The organism is Lysinibacillus sp. NPDC058147, assembly GCF_042884205.1.
Classification (GTDB): Bacteria; Bacillota; Bacilli; order Bacillales_A; family Planococcaceae; genus Lysinibacillus.
On the sequence record NZ_JBHVUJ010000001.1, the window covers coordinates 934,079 to 950,755 of the forward strand.

14 protein-coding genes are annotated in these 16,677 nt (G+C 34.3%); 10 read left to right on the plus strand and 4 right to left on the minus strand.

Going from position 1 to position 16,677, the window contains the following annotated elements; all coding sequences use genetic code 11:
- The first annotated feature begins 136 nt into the window (after positions 1 to 136).
- The 5 genes from ACFVT8_RS04450 (at position 137) to ACFVT8_RS04470 (ending at position 7,039) form a co-directional block, all read left to right on the plus strand.
- Positions 137 to 1,987: a dynamin family protein gene (locus ACFVT8_RS04450; RefSeq protein WP_387081769.1), complete on the plus strand. Its 1,851-nt coding sequence runs from the start codon at positions 137 to 139 to the stop codon at positions 1,985 to 1,987.
- 384 nt (positions 1,988 to 2,371) lie between these two features.
- Positions 2,372 to 3,361, plus strand: coding sequence for a LacI family DNA-binding transcriptional regulator (locus tag ACFVT8_RS04455; RefSeq protein ID WP_387081768.1), 990 nt, complete (start codon positions 2,372 to 2,374; stop codon positions 3,359 to 3,361).
- 104 nt (positions 3,362 to 3,465) lie between these two features.
- Complete coding sequence (locus tag ACFVT8_RS04460; RefSeq protein WP_387081767.1) at positions 3,466 to 4,887, plus strand: aldehyde dehydrogenase family protein; 1,422 nt, start codon at positions 3,466 to 3,468, stop codon at positions 4,885 to 4,887.
- A gap of 107 nt (positions 4,888 to 4,994) precedes the next feature.
- Entirely contained in the window at positions 4,995 to 5,840 is an 846-nt protein-coding gene (gene ahlS, locus ACFVT8_RS04465) for an AhlS family quorum-quenching N-acyl homoserine lactonase (protein WP_387081766.1), read from the plus strand.
- A gap of 17 nt (positions 5,841 to 5,857) precedes the next feature.
- Positions 5,858 to 7,039: an iron-containing alcohol dehydrogenase gene (locus ACFVT8_RS04470; protein ID WP_387081765.1), complete on the plus strand. Its 1,182-nt coding sequence runs from the start codon at positions 5,858 to 5,860 to the stop codon at positions 7,037 to 7,039.
- Positions 7,040 to 7,232: 193 nt separating this feature from the next.
- Here ACFVT8_RS04470 and ACFVT8_RS04475 read toward each other — a convergent pair whose 3' ends face one another.
- Positions 7,233 to 8,087 carry a helix-turn-helix transcriptional regulator gene (locus tag ACFVT8_RS04475; RefSeq protein WP_387081764.1) on the minus strand — a complete coding sequence of 285 codons (855 nt, stop codon included), beginning with the start codon at positions 8,085 to 8,087 and terminating at the stop codon, positions 7,233 to 7,235.
- A gap of 122 nt (positions 8,088 to 8,209) precedes the next feature.
- On the opposite strand from ACFVT8_RS04475, the gene fabF reads away from it, so the two are divergent.
- A complete protein-coding gene (gene fabF / locus ACFVT8_RS04480) occupies positions 8,210 to 9,445 on the plus strand; it encodes a beta-ketoacyl-ACP synthase II (RefSeq protein ID WP_387081763.1) in 1,236 nt (411 codons plus the stop codon).
- A gap of 288 nt (positions 9,446 to 9,733) precedes the next feature.
- On the opposite strand, the gene ACFVT8_RS04485 is transcribed toward fabF, so the two are convergent.
- Positions 9,734 to 10,033 carry a hypothetical protein gene (locus ACFVT8_RS04485; protein WP_387081762.1) on the minus strand — a complete coding sequence of 100 codons (300 nt, stop codon included), beginning with the start codon at positions 10,031 to 10,033 and terminating at the stop codon, positions 9,734 to 9,736.
- Between the two features lie 798 nt (positions 10,034 to 10,831).
- Here ACFVT8_RS04485 and ACFVT8_RS04490 point away from each other — a divergent pair.
- The 4 genes from ACFVT8_RS04490 (at position 10,832) to ACFVT8_RS04505 (ending at position 15,288) form a co-directional block, all read left to right on the plus strand.
- A complete protein-coding gene (locus ACFVT8_RS04490; RefSeq protein ID WP_387081761.1) occupies positions 10,832 to 11,341 on the plus strand; it encodes a sigma-70 family RNA polymerase sigma factor in 510 nt (169 codons plus the stop codon).
- Positions 11,342 to 12,649 carry a DUF4179 domain-containing protein gene (locus ACFVT8_RS04495; protein WP_387081760.1) on the plus strand — a complete coding sequence of 436 codons (1,308 nt, stop codon included), beginning with the start codon at positions 11,342 to 11,344 and terminating at the stop codon, positions 12,647 to 12,649.
- Between the two features lie 217 nt (positions 12,650 to 12,866).
- Positions 12,867 to 13,208: a hypothetical protein gene (locus ACFVT8_RS04500; RefSeq protein WP_387081759.1), complete on the plus strand. Its 342-nt coding sequence runs from the start codon at positions 12,867 to 12,869 to the stop codon at positions 13,206 to 13,208.
- A gap of 13 nt (positions 13,209 to 13,221) precedes the next feature.
- On the plus strand, positions 13,222 to 15,288 hold the full coding sequence (locus tag ACFVT8_RS04505; RefSeq protein WP_387081758.1) for an ankyrin repeat domain-containing protein: 2,067 nt from the start codon (positions 13,222 to 13,224) through the stop codon (positions 15,286 to 15,288).
- A gap of 112 nt (positions 15,289 to 15,400) precedes the next feature.
- On the opposite strand, the gene ACFVT8_RS04510 is transcribed toward ACFVT8_RS04505, so the two are convergent.
- Both ACFVT8_RS04510 and ACFVT8_RS04515 read right to left on the minus strand, forming a co-directional pair.
- Positions 15,401 to 15,910: a ferritin gene (locus ACFVT8_RS04510; protein ID WP_248716244.1), complete on the minus strand. Its 510-nt coding sequence runs from the start codon at positions 15,908 to 15,910 to the stop codon at positions 15,401 to 15,403.
- Positions 15,911 to 16,019: 109 nt separating this feature from the next.
- Positions 16,020 to 16,652, minus strand: a complete 633-nt coding sequence (locus ACFVT8_RS04515; protein WP_387081757.1) for a Bax inhibitor-1/YccA family protein — start codon at positions 16,650 to 16,652, stop codon at positions 16,020 to 16,022.
- Between the last annotated feature and the right edge of the window lie 25 nt (positions 16,653 to 16,677).

Here is a 16,677-nt window from a genome sequence, read left to right on the forward strand (position 1 = left end):
GATTTATTACCTATTTGTGACGGCTTGATTTAAGTATATTGTCCTTTTTTGTCGCTATTTCTTAGTACTATGTATTAAAAAGAGAATAAATTCCTTTATAATAACTTTAGATACATATGAAAAGAGGTTTTTGGGGATGACAAATATTGATAATGTACCGATCGAATATACTGCCTCAGCGAATAATATTTTGCCACAGCTTGTTGATCATTTGCGCCAATTACATGGCATTATTATACAAAATACATATGTAAAAGATACAGCTAAACACTTAAATCGTATCATTCAAGATGCTAACAACGAAACGATGATTCTTATTGTTGGGAAAGAGCGTGTTGGAAAAACAACACTCGTAAATGGATTGCTAGGACGTCAGGTTTTGCCTGTTAATGATCAGCATCCAACAGGGGTAAATACGTTTTTGCGATACGGTGAACATGAAGAAATAAAGGCGTATTTTTTAGATGGTGTTGTAGCAATATTTGATATGAGTAAGTTAGAATTATTGACAACTGGCGATACTTTTGCATCTCAAATATTACGAGAACATTTAGATTACCTAGAAGTATATTTGAAAAATGATTTATTAAAATCAGTGACAATTATAGATTCTGTTTCATTGGAAGCAGGGGGAGGAGAAATGGCCTACTTCCCAGAAGCATTGATGAATCGTGTTGACGAAATCTTTTGGGTATTACGCTCAGGTTCGATGGCTATTTATCCTGAAATATTATTGATGGAAACGTTAAAAAACAAAGGTGTTGAGCCTCTTTGTGTCGTCAATGCCATAGATTCAAATGAAAATACGAAGGCGTTTATCAATACTGAGAGAGAACGATTGGGACATTTAATCAGTGATTTTGTAGCTATCTCTGCAAGGGAAGCGATTGAGGCTAAACAGACTGATAGTGATGAGCTTTGGCAAAAAAGTCAGTACGAGCAATTAATTTCAGAAATCCACAGAGTTGCAGAAAATAGTGATAAGAAAACGTATGGCATATTAATTCGCTTCTTGCAATGGCTTGAACGATTCCACTTCGAATTAGCTGTTATTCCACAAAGAGATCCATTCCAATCTGCTGTTGAGAACATTGAAAAGTATGCAGGCGATACACAATACGAATTTTCACGCTATCAACGTGATTTAGCGATTGTGACTGAATATGAGCAAGAATACGAACAGGTTGCCGGTGTATTTAAAAATGTTCAAACATTATATCAACTTTTACAAACTATTTCACAAAACGATTATTTTCAGGATGAAATTGTGGAAAGCTTTTCAGAAAAGGCTGTTTTTTACCAACAAATGTTACGAGAATATCGTAATATGCATAGTGAATATTTGCGTGAATATGATCGATTGGATGCTCAGCATAATAAAATTCACGGAAAAGGCCTTATGAAAGCTATTTTTGGTCAGCATACACAAAATGGATTTTTTAAAGAACGTGTCAACAAGTTAAACGAGCAGCAAGTTGTTTGTATTGCACAATTTGAAAAAGTGCAAGAAGCGGAGGCAATAATGCTTCAGTCTATTCATTCGATACAAAGTTATCTTATGGAGTTAACGAAAAAGCGTTTGGAACGTATTGAGCAAAAAGTCCAAGAGTTAAATCAACAACGTTTAAAAGAAAAGCGCCAATTAAAGTTGTACTCAAGTAAATTAAACGAATTTTCTTGTTTAGTTGAGGCGCAGGGCTATATTAAAGACAACATTCAACCATTTTTAATGGACGAACAAATGCCGTTGAAAGAAAAAGATATTGAAATGCTAAAAGAAACGATTAACAGTATCATAAGCATTGACCTGACGAATAATGGTTTACTTGCACGTAGTCAGATGAACAATAAAATGGAGAACACAGAGATTCCTTTCGATGTTCAGAAAAAATATCCATTACATACGTTAGCTTTAGCAGAAAAAGATGTAAAATCAAATGATATACCAGAAATTCCGAAAAAGTTAGATATTCAATATGAAGAATAGACGCTAAGGAAAAATGTTCTAAAAGTAATTTAAACTTTTAGGGCATTTTTTTAGTATTTTGTGATCTTTTATAAAGATAACAAGAGGGTTTTTACATTTGAGGGGTCAATCATTTTTAAAGAAACGAGCAAGATATTTGGACAACATCCGTAAACGAAGAAACATTGGATGAAGCTCCAATGGCATATAAGCCGATGTCAGAAATTACAACTATTCTCGAGGAAACTGCGGCCATATTACAAGTGATTACACCCGTTAAGCCTTATGCGCGGAAAAAATAAAAATAATTCCTAATACTAGAAACTACTTGCACACACCCTTAACTATTAACAATATATTTGTAATGGTATAAAATAGGCTTACAAAGATGAAGTGGGTGGTTTTTTGGTATCCTCAAAAGATGTAGCAAAGTATGCGGGTGTTTCTCAAACAACGGTTTCGAGAGTGTTAAATACTCCTGAACTCGTAAAGCCGAAAACAATTGAAAAAGTGATGAAGGCGATTGATGAATTAAACTATGTTCCAAATGATATTGCAAGATCGCTTGTTCAGAAGAAAACAGGCATTATTACATTGATTTCTGGCCCGTTACATAATCCTTTTTTTGTTGATACAACAACTGCAATCGTTAATTATGTTAACGCTAGGGGCTATAAAGTAAATGTCTATTTTGGGACTGAAGATAATTTAGAGTCAATTTATAATTCTGTTTTGGAAACGAGGGCTGACGCGATTATTTTATCGTCTATGTTATATGAAGATGACTTATTTTATAAGCTTGAAAAATTAGGCATCCCATTTATTATGTATAATCGCAAGCATCAGGAAAATAGGCATTTTGTAGAGATTGATAATGTGGAAGCGGGTTATATAGCGACGAATCATATTTTATCTTTAGGTCATCAAGATATATGTTGGGTTGGTGGTCCTCATGAAATAAGTACTTTTTATGGAAGATACAAAGGCTTTAAAAATGCATTAAATGATAGCGCTATAGATATAAAAACAGCGACATCATTTTTTACAAATACTAACAAAGATGATATTGAGCGAGTATTTGAAGAAATGCTAAAACTTCCTACGAGACCTACTGCTATTTGTGCCGCAACAGATGCAATTGCCATTGAAATATTAAACCTTTGCTTAGAGAGGGGCTTTCAAGTTCCTAAAGATTTTAATGTTATTGGCATCGATAATGTGGAGCTTAGTAAACACCATTCGATTGCCTTAACAACAGTAGGTTTAGAATCCGAAAAAAGCCTCGGATTTATTGCTATTGAAAAATTATTTGAGGTAATGGAGAGAAAAAGTACTTGCATCCAACTAACAGAATCTGTTAGACTCTTTCCAAGAAATACAACGTGTGAAAAATGAACTGATGAACATCAGTTTGTTTTTTACACCATAATGGTTACGTATTCATTTTTTATTTTCAAAAATGAATACGTAACCATTTAATGAGAGGAGTGAGTTAGGTCTTGAAAAGAGGTTTATTTATTAATGGGCAATGGCAAATGACAGATGAATATATGGAGGTTCATGCTCCCTACTCAAATGAGGTCGTAGCACAATTTGCTATGGCAACTCATGACGATGTACAGCATGCAATTGAAAGTGCTCATGCAGCAGAATCCAAAATGGCAGCCTTAACAGCATTTCAAAGAGCAGAGATTTTAGAACAATTATCTGATCTTTTTGCCGATAATCGAGATGAGGCAGCTAGAATTATTTCACTAGAATCAGCTAAGCCATTAAAATATGCCAATGCTGAAATTGATCGAACGATTGAAACTTATAAATTTGCAGCAGAAGAAGCTAAGCGACTATCTGGCGAAATGATTCCAATGGATGCATCTAAAAGTGGAGAGGGAAGATTTGGTTATACAATTCGCGAACCTTTGGGCGTTATTGCGGCCATTACACCATTTAATTTTCCGCAAAATTTAGTTGCTCATAAAGTTGGACCGGCATTAGCAGCTGGAAATACGATTGTTTTGAAACCTGCAACACAAACAGCTTTATCTGCTCATTTTCTAGCAAATCTATTTGCACAAACAAATTTGCCAGCAGGTGCGTTTAACTTAGTAACTGGGCAAGGGAAACTAGTAGGGGATGCATTTTTAGCACATCCAAAAGTGAAAATGATAACATTTACCGGGAGCCCAGCTGTAGGTATTTCTCTTCGCAATCGCGCGGGCTTAAAGAAAGTCACATTAGAACTTGGTTCGAATGCTGGTGTTATTGTTGATGAAGGGGTTCAACTCGATAAAATAATGGACCGAATTGTTATGGGGGCTTTTTCAAATCAAGGTCAAGTTTGCATCTCCCTACAGCGTATATATGTAATAGAAAAAATAATGGATGATTTTTTAGGGCAACTAAAAGCAAAAGTAGAACGGTTAACAATAGGGGACCCACTTGATGCAACAACAGATTTAGCGATGATGATTTCAGAAACTGAGCAACAACGTGCAGTCACATGGATAGAAGAAGCGGTAGCAGAAGGTGCAAAGCTACTCACGGGTGGTCGTATTGAAAACAATATTTTACTGCCAACAGTGTTATTAAACGTATCTTCTAATAGCCGAGTATCTTGTGAGGAAATATTTGCACCTGTAGTTATTGTCAATACTGTTTCATCAGTAGAAGAAGCCATTGATGCTGTTAATGATTCAAATTATGGCTTACAGGCAGGAATATTTACACCCTCAATTGAGACGGCCTTTAAAGCTTCAAAGAAACTACAAGTCGGAGGTGTCATCATAAATGACGTTCCGACATACCGTGTGGATCAAATGCCATATGGGGGCGTTAAAGAAAGCGGAACTGGTCGTGAAGGAATCAAATATGCCATTGAGGAAATGACAGAAATGAAGCTAGTGATTTGGAATAACAATTAACTTCTTTCCAAACACCGGCTGAAAAAGAAGAACGGCCTATGCACAAAGACTATTACGGATGCAATTATGCCGAGACATAATTGATTCATGAATGGAGATGGTTGTAAATGAAAACAATCAAACAACACCCGAAATTGTATGTTATGGATAATGGGACAATGAGAATGGATAAAAACTTTATGATTGCCATGCATAACCCTGCAACGATTGATCATCCAAACCAGCCAAATGAATTTGTAGAGTTTCCGATTTATACAGTATTAATTGATCATCCGGAAGGAAAAATATTGTTTGATACAGCATGTAACCCAAATTCAATGGGACCTGAAGGACGCTGGGGTGAATTTACTCAGAAAGCATTTCCAATTAATATGCCAGAAGAATGCTATTTACATCATCGATTAGAAGAGTTAAATGTGCGTCCAGAAGATATTAAATATGTTGTAGCTTCACATTTACATTTAGATCATGCAGGTTGTTTAGAGCTTTTTACGAATGCAACGATCATTGTACAAGAAGATGAATTCAATGGAACTTTACAAACTTACGCAAGAAATGTAAAAGAAGGCGCCTATATTTGGGGTGACGTTGATATGTGGATAAAAAACAATTTACACTGGCGCTTAATAAAACGTGGTGAGGATAATGTGAAACTTGCAGAAGGAATCCAAGTTTTGAATTTTGGTAGTGGTCATGCTTGGGGAATGCTAGGTTTGCATATTAATATGCCTGAAACGGGAGGGATTATTTTAGCTTCGGATGCCATTTACACCGCTGAAAGCTTTGGTCCACCTGTCAAGCCACCTGGAATACTATATGATTCTGTTGGCTATAATTCTACAGTTGAACGAATTAGAAGGTTAGCAAATGAAACAAACTCACAAGTTTGGTTTGGTCATGATTCTGTCCAGTTTAAATCATTTAGAAAATCGACAGAAGGCTATTATGAATAGATAGGAGTAAAACAATTATGCAAAAATTAACCTTTACACCTGTAAATTATACAGGCTGGGGTTGTTTGAATCAGCTACTACTAGAAGTAGAAAAGCTCAAAGTAAATAATATTTTAATTATCACGGACCCATTTTTAAAAGATTTAGGTTTAACAGATAGTATTGAAAAGCCTTTACTAGAAAAAGGGTACTCTACAACTATTTACACCGATATTGCCCCTGAGCCACCGCTCGCAATTGGTGAAAAACTAGTTGAATTTACAAGAATGCATCATTTTGATTTAGTGATTGGTTTAGGGGGTGGAAGTGCATTAGACTTAACCAAACTTGCTGCGGTTTTAGCAACACATGAAGGAAAAGTGGCAGATTACTTAAATTTAACGGGAACAAAAACTCTTGAAAATAAAGGATTACCAAAAATTTTAATTCCAACTACATCTGGAACAGGCTCAGAAGTGACAAATATTTCAGTACTGTCACTTGAAACGACGAAGGATGTTGTTACACATGATTACTTATTAGCAGATGTCGCAATTGTAGATCCTGCGTTAACGATTTCCTTACCACCAAAAGTGACTGCTGCTACAGGTGTAGATGCTTTAACACATGCAATAGAGGCCTATGTTTCTGTATATGCCAATGAAGTAACTGATGCACTTGCACTACAAGCCATAAAGTTAATTAGTGGCTCTATCCGAACTGCTGTGCATGACGGTCAAAATAAGCAGGCACGTTCGGATATGAGTTATGGCAGTTATTTGGCAGGCTTAGCCTTTTTCAATGCTGGTGTTGCAGGAGTACATGCTTTAGCATATCCTCTTGGTGGCCAATTCCATATTGCTCATGGAGATTCCAACGCAGTATTATTACCTTATGTCATGGGCTATATTCGCCAAAGTTGCGAAAAACGAATGAAAGATATTTTAGATGCGATGGGTATTTCATCTGCGTATATTTCGCAAGAAGAGGCTTCCTATAAATGTGTAGATGCATTAAAGCAACTTGTGCAGGACGTTAATATTCCGTCAACATTAAAAGGATTTAATATACCAGAATTAGCACTGGAACAACTAACAGATGATGCGACAAAGCAAACTAGAATCTTAGCACGTAGTCCGATGCCGCTTAAGCGAGAAGATATTTATACAATTTATCGTGCTGCATTTGATGGAGAGATTCGAGAACCGCTGTTACTATAAAGAAGTAAAGAGTAACGTTTACTCTGATGTATTATAAAACAATAATAAGTAGGAAAAAGAGACAGCGATTGCTGTCTCTTTTTCTCTTTTTTTATCTTAAAAAAATCTAATCCTCTTAATGTGAAGGGGAACATCAAAAAGAAGCCTCCCTACTAAAGAGTGGCTTCAGAAAAAATGGAATAACGAAATTACTTTATTTATTTTCAACCGAAACCTTTTTCATTAATCGCTTTAATTTATTTTCTGTATCTGTCTCCTCTACTGGTGTATAGATACTGCACCGTAAATCCATTTCACCTTGAACCTGAAGAGAAGTTAAATTAAACAGCATTTTACCTGCTTTAGCATGTCTAAATTCAATTATCATTTCTGGAGCCTTACTTACTTGACTCTCTTGCCATAAATCTTGAAATTCTGGATGTGAATGACTCATTTCTTTTATAAATTGGTTGTACCACTCATCGCCTAAATAGTGACCATAATAGGTACGGAATATGGCAAGAAAACCTTTCGCAAAGTGTTCCCAATTAGCGGCTAAAGCTTTTAATTCTTTTCTGGTGAAAACTATACGAATCAAATTTCTTTGATCATTTGGTATTTGGTCAAAATCTAAAAAAATATGAGCAGCTGCAGGATTCCAGCCCACAATATGGCAATGTCGGTCTGTAATAATGGTAGGACAATATGTTAATTCAGCTAGTATTCGTTTTAAAGAAGGGCTAAGCTCTGCTTGATCCTTTTTTGGATTATCAATTTCCGTTTTTGTTTCTAAAGCCAGGTCATATAAATAGTCTCTTTCATCATTATTTAATTGCAATGCTGTAGAAATACAATCAAGTACGATAGAAGAAACTTTTATATCTCTCCCTTGTTCTAGCCATGTGTACCAAGTAGTACTTACACCTGCTAAATGTGCAACCTCTTCTCTTCGTAGCCCAGGTGTCCTTCTCCGGGTTCCGGCAGGTAAACCAATTGACTCTGGTTTGATTTGGGCACGCTTAGCTTTTAGAAATGTCGACAAAGCCTCAAGCCTAGTTTTATCATTCATTTTTAAAACTCCTCATGAAACCAATTTTTCCTAGTGGAAATTATACCATGATAAACAATCACTTGTAATAGGATAAAAAGATTATAAAATACAATTATATTATTGATTTGGAGTGATGAAGAGTGGAAAGAGTAGTGATTACCGGTATGGGAGTGGTCTCTCCTATAGGCAATAACCTAAAAACATTTTGGAACAATCTAATTAACGGCAAGTCTGGTATATCTCTTATTGATACATTTGATATTACTAATCATAAGTCAAAAATTGCAGGTATCATACGGGATTTTGATGCAGATGAAATTTTAGGAAAGATAGAAGCAAGACGTTTAGATCGCTTTTCCCAATTTGCTTTGGCCGCAGCTGACCAAGCTTGGAAAGATTCTAAGTTAGATCTCGATTGTATAGATTCCGAAAGATTAGGTGTGTACGTAGGTTCAGGCATCGGGGGAATTGAAACCTTAATTGAAAATATAGATACGCTCAGACAGAAAGGGCCAAGACGAGTCAGCCCTGCTCTAGTACCAGCTATGATTTCCAATGCTGCTGCAGCGCAAATTAGTATTAAATGGAATGCAATGGGACCTTCTATGTCGCCAGTTTCTGCTTGCGCAATTGGAAATACAGCTATTGGAGAAGCCTTTAGACTAATTCGTTCTGGAGAAGTTGACGTTGTGTTTGCTGGTGGAACAGAGGCAGCTGTAACAGACTTATCAATAGCAAGCTTTGGGAATGCTACAGCATTATCAACAAGAAACAATGACCCAACGAAAGCTAGTCGTCCGTTTGATAAAAACCGAGATGGATTTGTCATGTCAGAAGGAGCTGGAATTCTAATCTTAGAATCCTTATCGCATGCTTTACGTAGAGAGGCAAAAATTTATGCAGAAGTTATTGGATATGGTGCAAGTTCAGATGCACATCATATGGTAGCTACACATCCAGAAGGTAAAGGGGCGCATCTTGCAATGAGATTAGCTTTAAAAAATGCAAACATAGCTCCTGAAGAAGTAGATGTTATTAGTGCCCATGCTACAAGTACACAAGTGGGTGACATATCTGAAACATTAGCTATTAAGCAGCTGTTTGGAAAACAGGCTTATCAAATTCCAGTAACAGCAAATAAATCTATGTTTGGTCACATGTTAGGGGCAGCTGGTGGTGTGGAAGCCATTGCTTTGGCCATGAGCATAAAAGAAGGAATAGTTCCTCCAACAATTAACTTAGAAAATCCTGATCCATTATGCGATCTTGATTATGTACCATCTGTTGCTCGTAAAGTGAAAATAAATACAGGTCTATCTAACTCATTCGGATTTGGAGGTCATAACGCGTCAATTGTTTTAAAGAAGTACGAGTGAATAAACTTTCTCTCCTTAAATCTAACCGTTTCTTAAGGAAACGGTTAGATTTATTCCAATAAATAGTTTAATTTTTGAATAAAAGCTAATTACGATTGTTTAACTAAACTGCTGCGCCGTTAGCTCAATAAGAAAAGCTCCTTTGACTTCGGTAGTTTATCTTAAGTAGAATATTTCATAAACTCTAGCTTTTCTCACGCAACTTATCATTTCCTTTTGATTTTCTGTGTTTTAGCAAATACATAACCTGATAATCTAAGTGACGCACTAATAACATAACATTTATAATTATTTTTTTTGTAAGTATTGTTCGAGTTCATTCGTATCATCGTACCAAATCGGCCAAGCATATAATTTATGTGATTCAAATTGTTCTCTGTTCTCTACGAAAAATGTATTCAAATTTATTTCTTCAATATCGAATAAAATACTTCCCGCCATTACATGATCGAAATAATGTGCTAAGTAATTCTCGAATGTAACAGTTACAATTTCATCTGCCGCCGTTTCGATATCTAATAGCAATTCATTTTCTAGAAAATTTACTGAGTATCCTACTAACACACCATCGTGAATAGATATTGTCATACACTTCCTCCTTAAAACTGTTGGGTTGTTTGAAAAAGAAATTAGAATTAGGCAATCCCAAGCCTCTGATAGTTGAATAAGCGTTAATTGTACTTATCATTCGCTATGAAAAGAATCCTACATCATTTCCATTCGTTTAGATCGAAGTTTAAAATTGCCTGAAGTATCTTCTCCGAAATTCCAAGAAAAGCCCTCGAAAGTCTGTTCGAAAAATGATTTATTTTTTTCTTTTATATCTTTAGTAACAATAGTAAAGTAATTAATTAACCTTAAAAACGGAATTGGAAAATACTTACAATCCATATCGTAGTCTCTAAATTGTTTTTGGATTTGTGGAAGTCATAAAAAACTAATACTGCTTCATTCGTTCCCATACAGTGTCAAAAGGGTTAAGAGGGTGTTCTTTCGCAATTAAGAGATCCTCAAAAGTTAAGTGAAGATTATTATTTTCAACTTTAACTTTTTCTATATAAACGGACTGCCAGGCGATATTCCTAAAACAAATTCTTGATGTATATTTTGACATATCTTTCAGTCCTTTTATCGTTAAAAAACAACAATGTTTTAAATAACAACCTCTATCTTTTATTACATAGAGAGGTTTGAAAATAGGCTTTAATGTACATTTAACTACTTTCAGCAAGTGTTTTTGTACCGAAAGTTAGCAACGGGTACAGAAGTCTCCTCTCTCTGTACAATTTTATGAAAATGAGATTTGTTACAATTGATCCAATAGTAGAAAATAAATCGAACGAAAATGTCAGCTCGACTGTCTAATAAGTGAAGGGAGTGAATGTCATGGATGAACAAGCGTTGGTGAAGCGGGCGATAGCTGGGGACGAAGATGCTTTTTTACATCTAATAAAACAATATGAACAGACGATGTACCGTATGGCATTTGCCTATTTAAAAAATGAACATGATGCCATTGAAGCAGTACAAGAAGCTACTTATCGAAGCCTAAAAAAGATACATACCGTAAAAGAACCAGGTTATTTTGGTACGTGGCTTGTCCGAATTTTACTCAATATTTGCCATGATATGCGTGATAGAAGCAGACGTCTTGATTTACAGGAAGACATAGAAATCGGTGAGAACGCCCCCAATAACGAGCGCTTTGAAATGACAGATATCATTACAAAGCTACCGAAAGAGCAGCAAGAGCTTATTTTTCTAAAATATTTTCAAGACTATAAAAACCGAGACATCGCTATGCTCCAAAATATTCCGGAAGGGACTGTGAAGTCAAGGTTACATGCGGCATTGAAAAAGCTAAAACTATATTTTACCGAGAAGGGAGAGCTGTAGATGAAACAGGTAGAAAAGCATGACTATGATATTTTTGTCAAAGAACTTGCGAAAATTGACATTCCACATGAGCAATTAGAAGAATCGCGTAGGAAGAGTACAATACGCTTCCAGAATGAAAAGCGTAATCGACAACGTACATGGAAAAGCATTGTTGTTACTTGTGTATTGCTGTTACTTTTTGTAACGTCCATCCGTGTTTCTCCAGTTTTTGCTAGTGCCATCGCAAAAATCCCAGGCTTTGCTCCACTAGTTCAAATGATTACCTATGATAAAGGGGTCAAAGATATACTCCATAATAACTATTATGAAGAACTAGGATTGTCACAAACGAAAAATGGTTTATCATTTACACTTCAAGGAGTTATTGCTGATGAAACAGGTATGATTTTACCTTATACATTTTCAGCGCCTTTCGATGTTCATAATTTAGAAACTAAAAAAATGGAGCTCCGTCTAAATGGTAAAGCTTTACCCGCTGGAGTAAGTTATAGCTGGTATAGCTCAAAAGAAACACCTTTAATTGAAGATAAATTTGTGGTTTCATTTCAAAATCCTATAAATTATGACAATGCTAATTTTGAATTATATATCCAATTTGCAGATGAAAAACAAACAGAGTTTATGATACCATTTTCACTTAAAAAGCCAATAGCGAAAACGAAGACCTATGTATTGAACGAAAAAATGAGCTTTGAAGGTCAGCAAATCACCATCAAGTCGGTCTCTATTTCACCGCTTCGTACAGGTATTACAATTGCTCTCAATCCACATAATGATAAGCGTATTTTAGGATTTGATGATATTCGTCTATTGGATGAAAAAGGGGAGGAGTGGACGACAATAAGTAATGGTTTGGTAGCTACAGGGACATTAAAGGATGGCGAAGAAACGTTCTTTATGCAAAGTAATTATTTTCGGGAGCCTAAAAAGTTAACATTATCCATTGGAAAAGTAAAAGCATTGCCGAAAGGGCAGGATTTTATAGACGTAGATTTTAGCCAAAACAAAGTACTATTCAAACCATCTCTTCCAGGTTTAAAAGTACAAGTTAATAAACACACGATAACAATAAATATACCAACTTCTTATAAAAATAAAAATATCGGTTTACTTGGCACGGCCATAGATGCAAATGGCGAGAGTGTTATCAGTAATTCAGTAAGTCACTATAGACCTGATGAATACGTAATCGAACAAACAGAAACATATGACCTTAATGAAGTAGTCAACCCAGTTCGCATCTATTTCTCACATTATGAAAACTTTTTAGATGGAACTCAAACGGTTAAAATTCCACTAAAATAGAGAGGAAATTCAAGAGCCGGAGTTCTTATAAGTAGTAAAAAGAGAAACGTTAGTTTTTAGCGTTTCTCTTTTTTATAAAAAAACAAGTACAAACTTTAATAATGAATAAAGTACTAGGTGAAAATTGTGAATATTCTCCCTGGAAGTATTCTAAAGTGCGTAGTAAACATTAGGTAATTAGTATATAATAGATGTTATTTCAAAATATTGAGGATTAATGGTGAAATTAGTACTACAGATAACAAGTGTGATATTAATTGTTTCCGCTATAATTTTTGCTTTATCACAAATTCCAAGTTTAAAAGATGAAAGGGAGGATATGAAATATTGGGAAGAAGCGACTCATAAACATTATGATAATAACCTTATAGAAGAAAAATATTTTGTATTAAAAGATGCTTATACCTCTCATCTTACTACAACTTTAGTTTCGGCAATATCTATTGTATTAACAGGAATATTCTTTTTAGCAATTGCGAAGATTATTACATTGCTCCAAGAAATAAGTTTAAAAGTTAATAGGAAGCCTCAAGAAGAGGAATTTGAGTTGTTAAATTAATCGGAGGAATTGTATGTTAGTTAATATAAATTGTCCAATTGAAGTGCTTGATTATCAGCTTTATAGAAGTAAAGAAACTGGTAAGGTATATTGTTCTTTTAGATTTAATAATATTTCAGAAAATAGAATTAAAGGCTTTAATGCTACCATTTATTGTTTTGATCAATTTGGTGAGCCAGTTGGTTGGGAATCAAATAACTTTAAATATAAACTTCAGCTTACTGACTCAATAGGTCCTAACCAAGTATTTGGTGACAATGAAAAAATTTCATTAGAAAGTTTTCCACATGCAAGAAACATTGATATAGTCATTGAGAAAGTACTTTTTAGTGATGAAACTACATGGACTAAAACTGAAACAGAGTTAGAGAAAGTAGAACTAAACGAAATTAAAAACCCGAGGCAATTAACGTTTGTAAAAGCACATGAAGGAAATGATGCAAAATACTATTCACAAATATTGAATGATAAATGGACATGTGTATGTGGAAGACTTAACGTAGAGAATATGAAAACATGTAAGCGGTGCAAAAGAGAAAAAGATCATGTTCTTTCTATCTATAATAATGAAGAAACGATAAATGAACAAATTAAATTATATGAAAAACAGTTGGAAGAGAAAAAAAAGAAAGAGCTATTAGAAAAAGAACGTCAACATGAAATATTTAAGAAAAAAGTAAAGCAAACTATTAAATATAGCTCTGTGTTAATCAGTCTTTTTTTGCTTATTGGTATTGTAACTTATGGCTTTATAACAAAGTTTACATTTTCATGGGAAAATTATCTTTTATTAAAAGATAAAGATAACTCTTTAATTGAAGCAGTAAAAAGCCAAAATATGAATGAAATAAATTTTTTGATTGAAAACGGGGCCAATGTTAATTTTGTAAATAGGGATGGTGAAAATTCAATAAGTGAAGCTATCAGGTTACCTAATAAAAAATTAGCTATTTCCTTAATGAATAAAGGAATGGGAAATATCAAAGTTGGAAAAGAGAAGGATACCCTTGCGCATGTTGCAGTTAACAATGAACAATATGAAATTTTAAAAGAACTTCATAAATTCGGAGTTGATATGAACGTAAAGGACGAAATGGGGAATACCGTTCTATTATATGCAATGAAAACCGGGAATAGAGAAATGATTGAATACCTTATTAATGAAACGAAAGTAGGTCTTCAAGATGTAGATAATGAGGGAAACAATATTGTACAAGTTGCCTTATTACAGCAGTTAAACAATACAGCATTAATCAAGGAATTATTAAACCAGGACATTGATTTAAAGAGAGTGAATATAGATGGTAAAAATACATACGAAACGGCTATTCTTACTCAAAATAAAGAGGCAGTTCAAATATTTATAGATAAAGGACTAGACCTTAATAAGGTTGATCAATTTGGAAATAATGCAATCCATGTTCTCCTAAATCATAAAAAAGATAATTTGACTTTTTTAGCAGGATTAATAAAAAAGGGAACAGATGTAAATGGATTCAATGGACAAGGGCAAACACCATTATATTTAGCGATAATAAATGGGGATAAAAAAGTTGTTGAAGAACTAATTAAAAATAAGGCAGATATAAAAACTGTTAATAGTAATGGGGACTCAGCACAAGAGGTAGCTGGAAAGTATAATAAATCATTGGTGGAATTATTTGAACAAGATAGATTTATTATTAAGATTGATAAACAAAAGAATGTTTTTATGGTAAATGGAATTACTTTAGGTAATTCGAGAAAAGATGTAGTTAATAAGTTAGGAAACCCAGTTAAGAGAGAACAGTACATTACTATAGATGGTGAAACAGACTGTAATATTTATTACTTGAAAGATAATACAGGAAAAGATATTGAGACGCAATATTGTTCTTATATAGGCATGAGCGATAAAATTGATAACATTTCGTTTGAATTTTATCCTAATCAGCAGAATGAAAAATGGTATAAGGATTTAGGAGAACCGTATGTCAATGATGAAGCGCCTTTATTTTACTTAAAGGGTACAGAACAACAATTGCTTTTAAAACCAAACGAAGAAGTAGGGTTTCTTAATTATAGTGGCGGCTTTGAATAAGTCCATATAACTATGTTAAAGAAAAGAGTCATTTTTATTCTTCCTGGGTAAATGTTAAGTACGACTAAAACATTGAGGAGGAATAAAAAATGACTCAATTTAATATTAAATTTTAAGCTTCAGCATCTGGTGTAAATGAACGAGTTGCTAATTCAGCGTCTAACATAAAGATAGCGTTAGAATCATTTTCTATACGTTCAATTTTACGGATTAACGTGTCGAATGTTGATTCTTCTTCCACTTGCTCGTCAATGAACCATTTTAAGAAAGCCATTGTTGCATGCTCGCGTTCATCTAAAGCGATATCAGATAAATTATAAATACGGCGAGTCACTTCTTTCTCGTGTGAAAGAGCAGTTTTGAATGCATGTAAAATAGACTCAAAATGATTATCTGGGCTATCGAAGCCATGGATTGTTGCACGGTAGCCCATATCACTTAGGAAATTGTAAAATTTCATTGCATGGAAGCGCTCTTCTTCAGCCTGTACTAAAAAGAAGTTAGCAAAGCCATCGTAATCTTGATCTGTGCAATATGCCGCCATCGCCATATAAGCATGCGCAGAGTAAAATTCAAAATTCATTTGTTCGTTTAGTGCTGTGTGTAGTTTTTCAGATAACATAAAAGATTTCCTCCCTGTGCAGTAATTACCTCCTGCATCTCTTATAGTATACAGCGGAAAAAGGTTATGATGCAAAGATTAATTGATGTTCATTCTCAATTATAAAAATTTAATCAAATAATTTTTTAAAACGCCAAATTACTTCTAAAAGGTTGACAAATAAATTAATGAAATCTAAATAAAGATTTAAAGCCATACCAACAACTTCAGCATCTGAAATGTAATTATGTCGGATTTTGTTAAAGTCATATACAGTATAGAGACTAAAAAGTAGTACAGTAATTCCCGCAATAATCAAACCGACTATGTTGCTAACAGGGATAAACATAAAGATTAGAGAAAATACAATTACGACGATTAATACTGTGAATAAATAGCTTCCCCAATTGGAAATGTCTTTATTCATCGCCATACCAATCAGTGCTAACACAATGAAAATAGCTACGGTCGCTACGAAAACAAGTAAAACAAGCTGTTGCCCTAGCTCGGCAATGTAAAATTGTGTTGTCCAAAATAGTAAAATTCCCATTAAAAAGGGGATTGTATACATAATGGAATTAGCAAGTTTCAGACTTCGCACAAAGAAGGCAATGATTAGAAGTACCAAAGCAATGATAGACAGCGGCATGACAATTGAAGGAGGTAGTAATGTTGCGATGTACATTCCGACAACTGTCAATACCCACATGAAGGCAAAGTGTTTTAAAATTTTATTTAAGTTTTGATTTTTAGCATACGCCATATAGAAGAATCCTTTCTTATGAAAA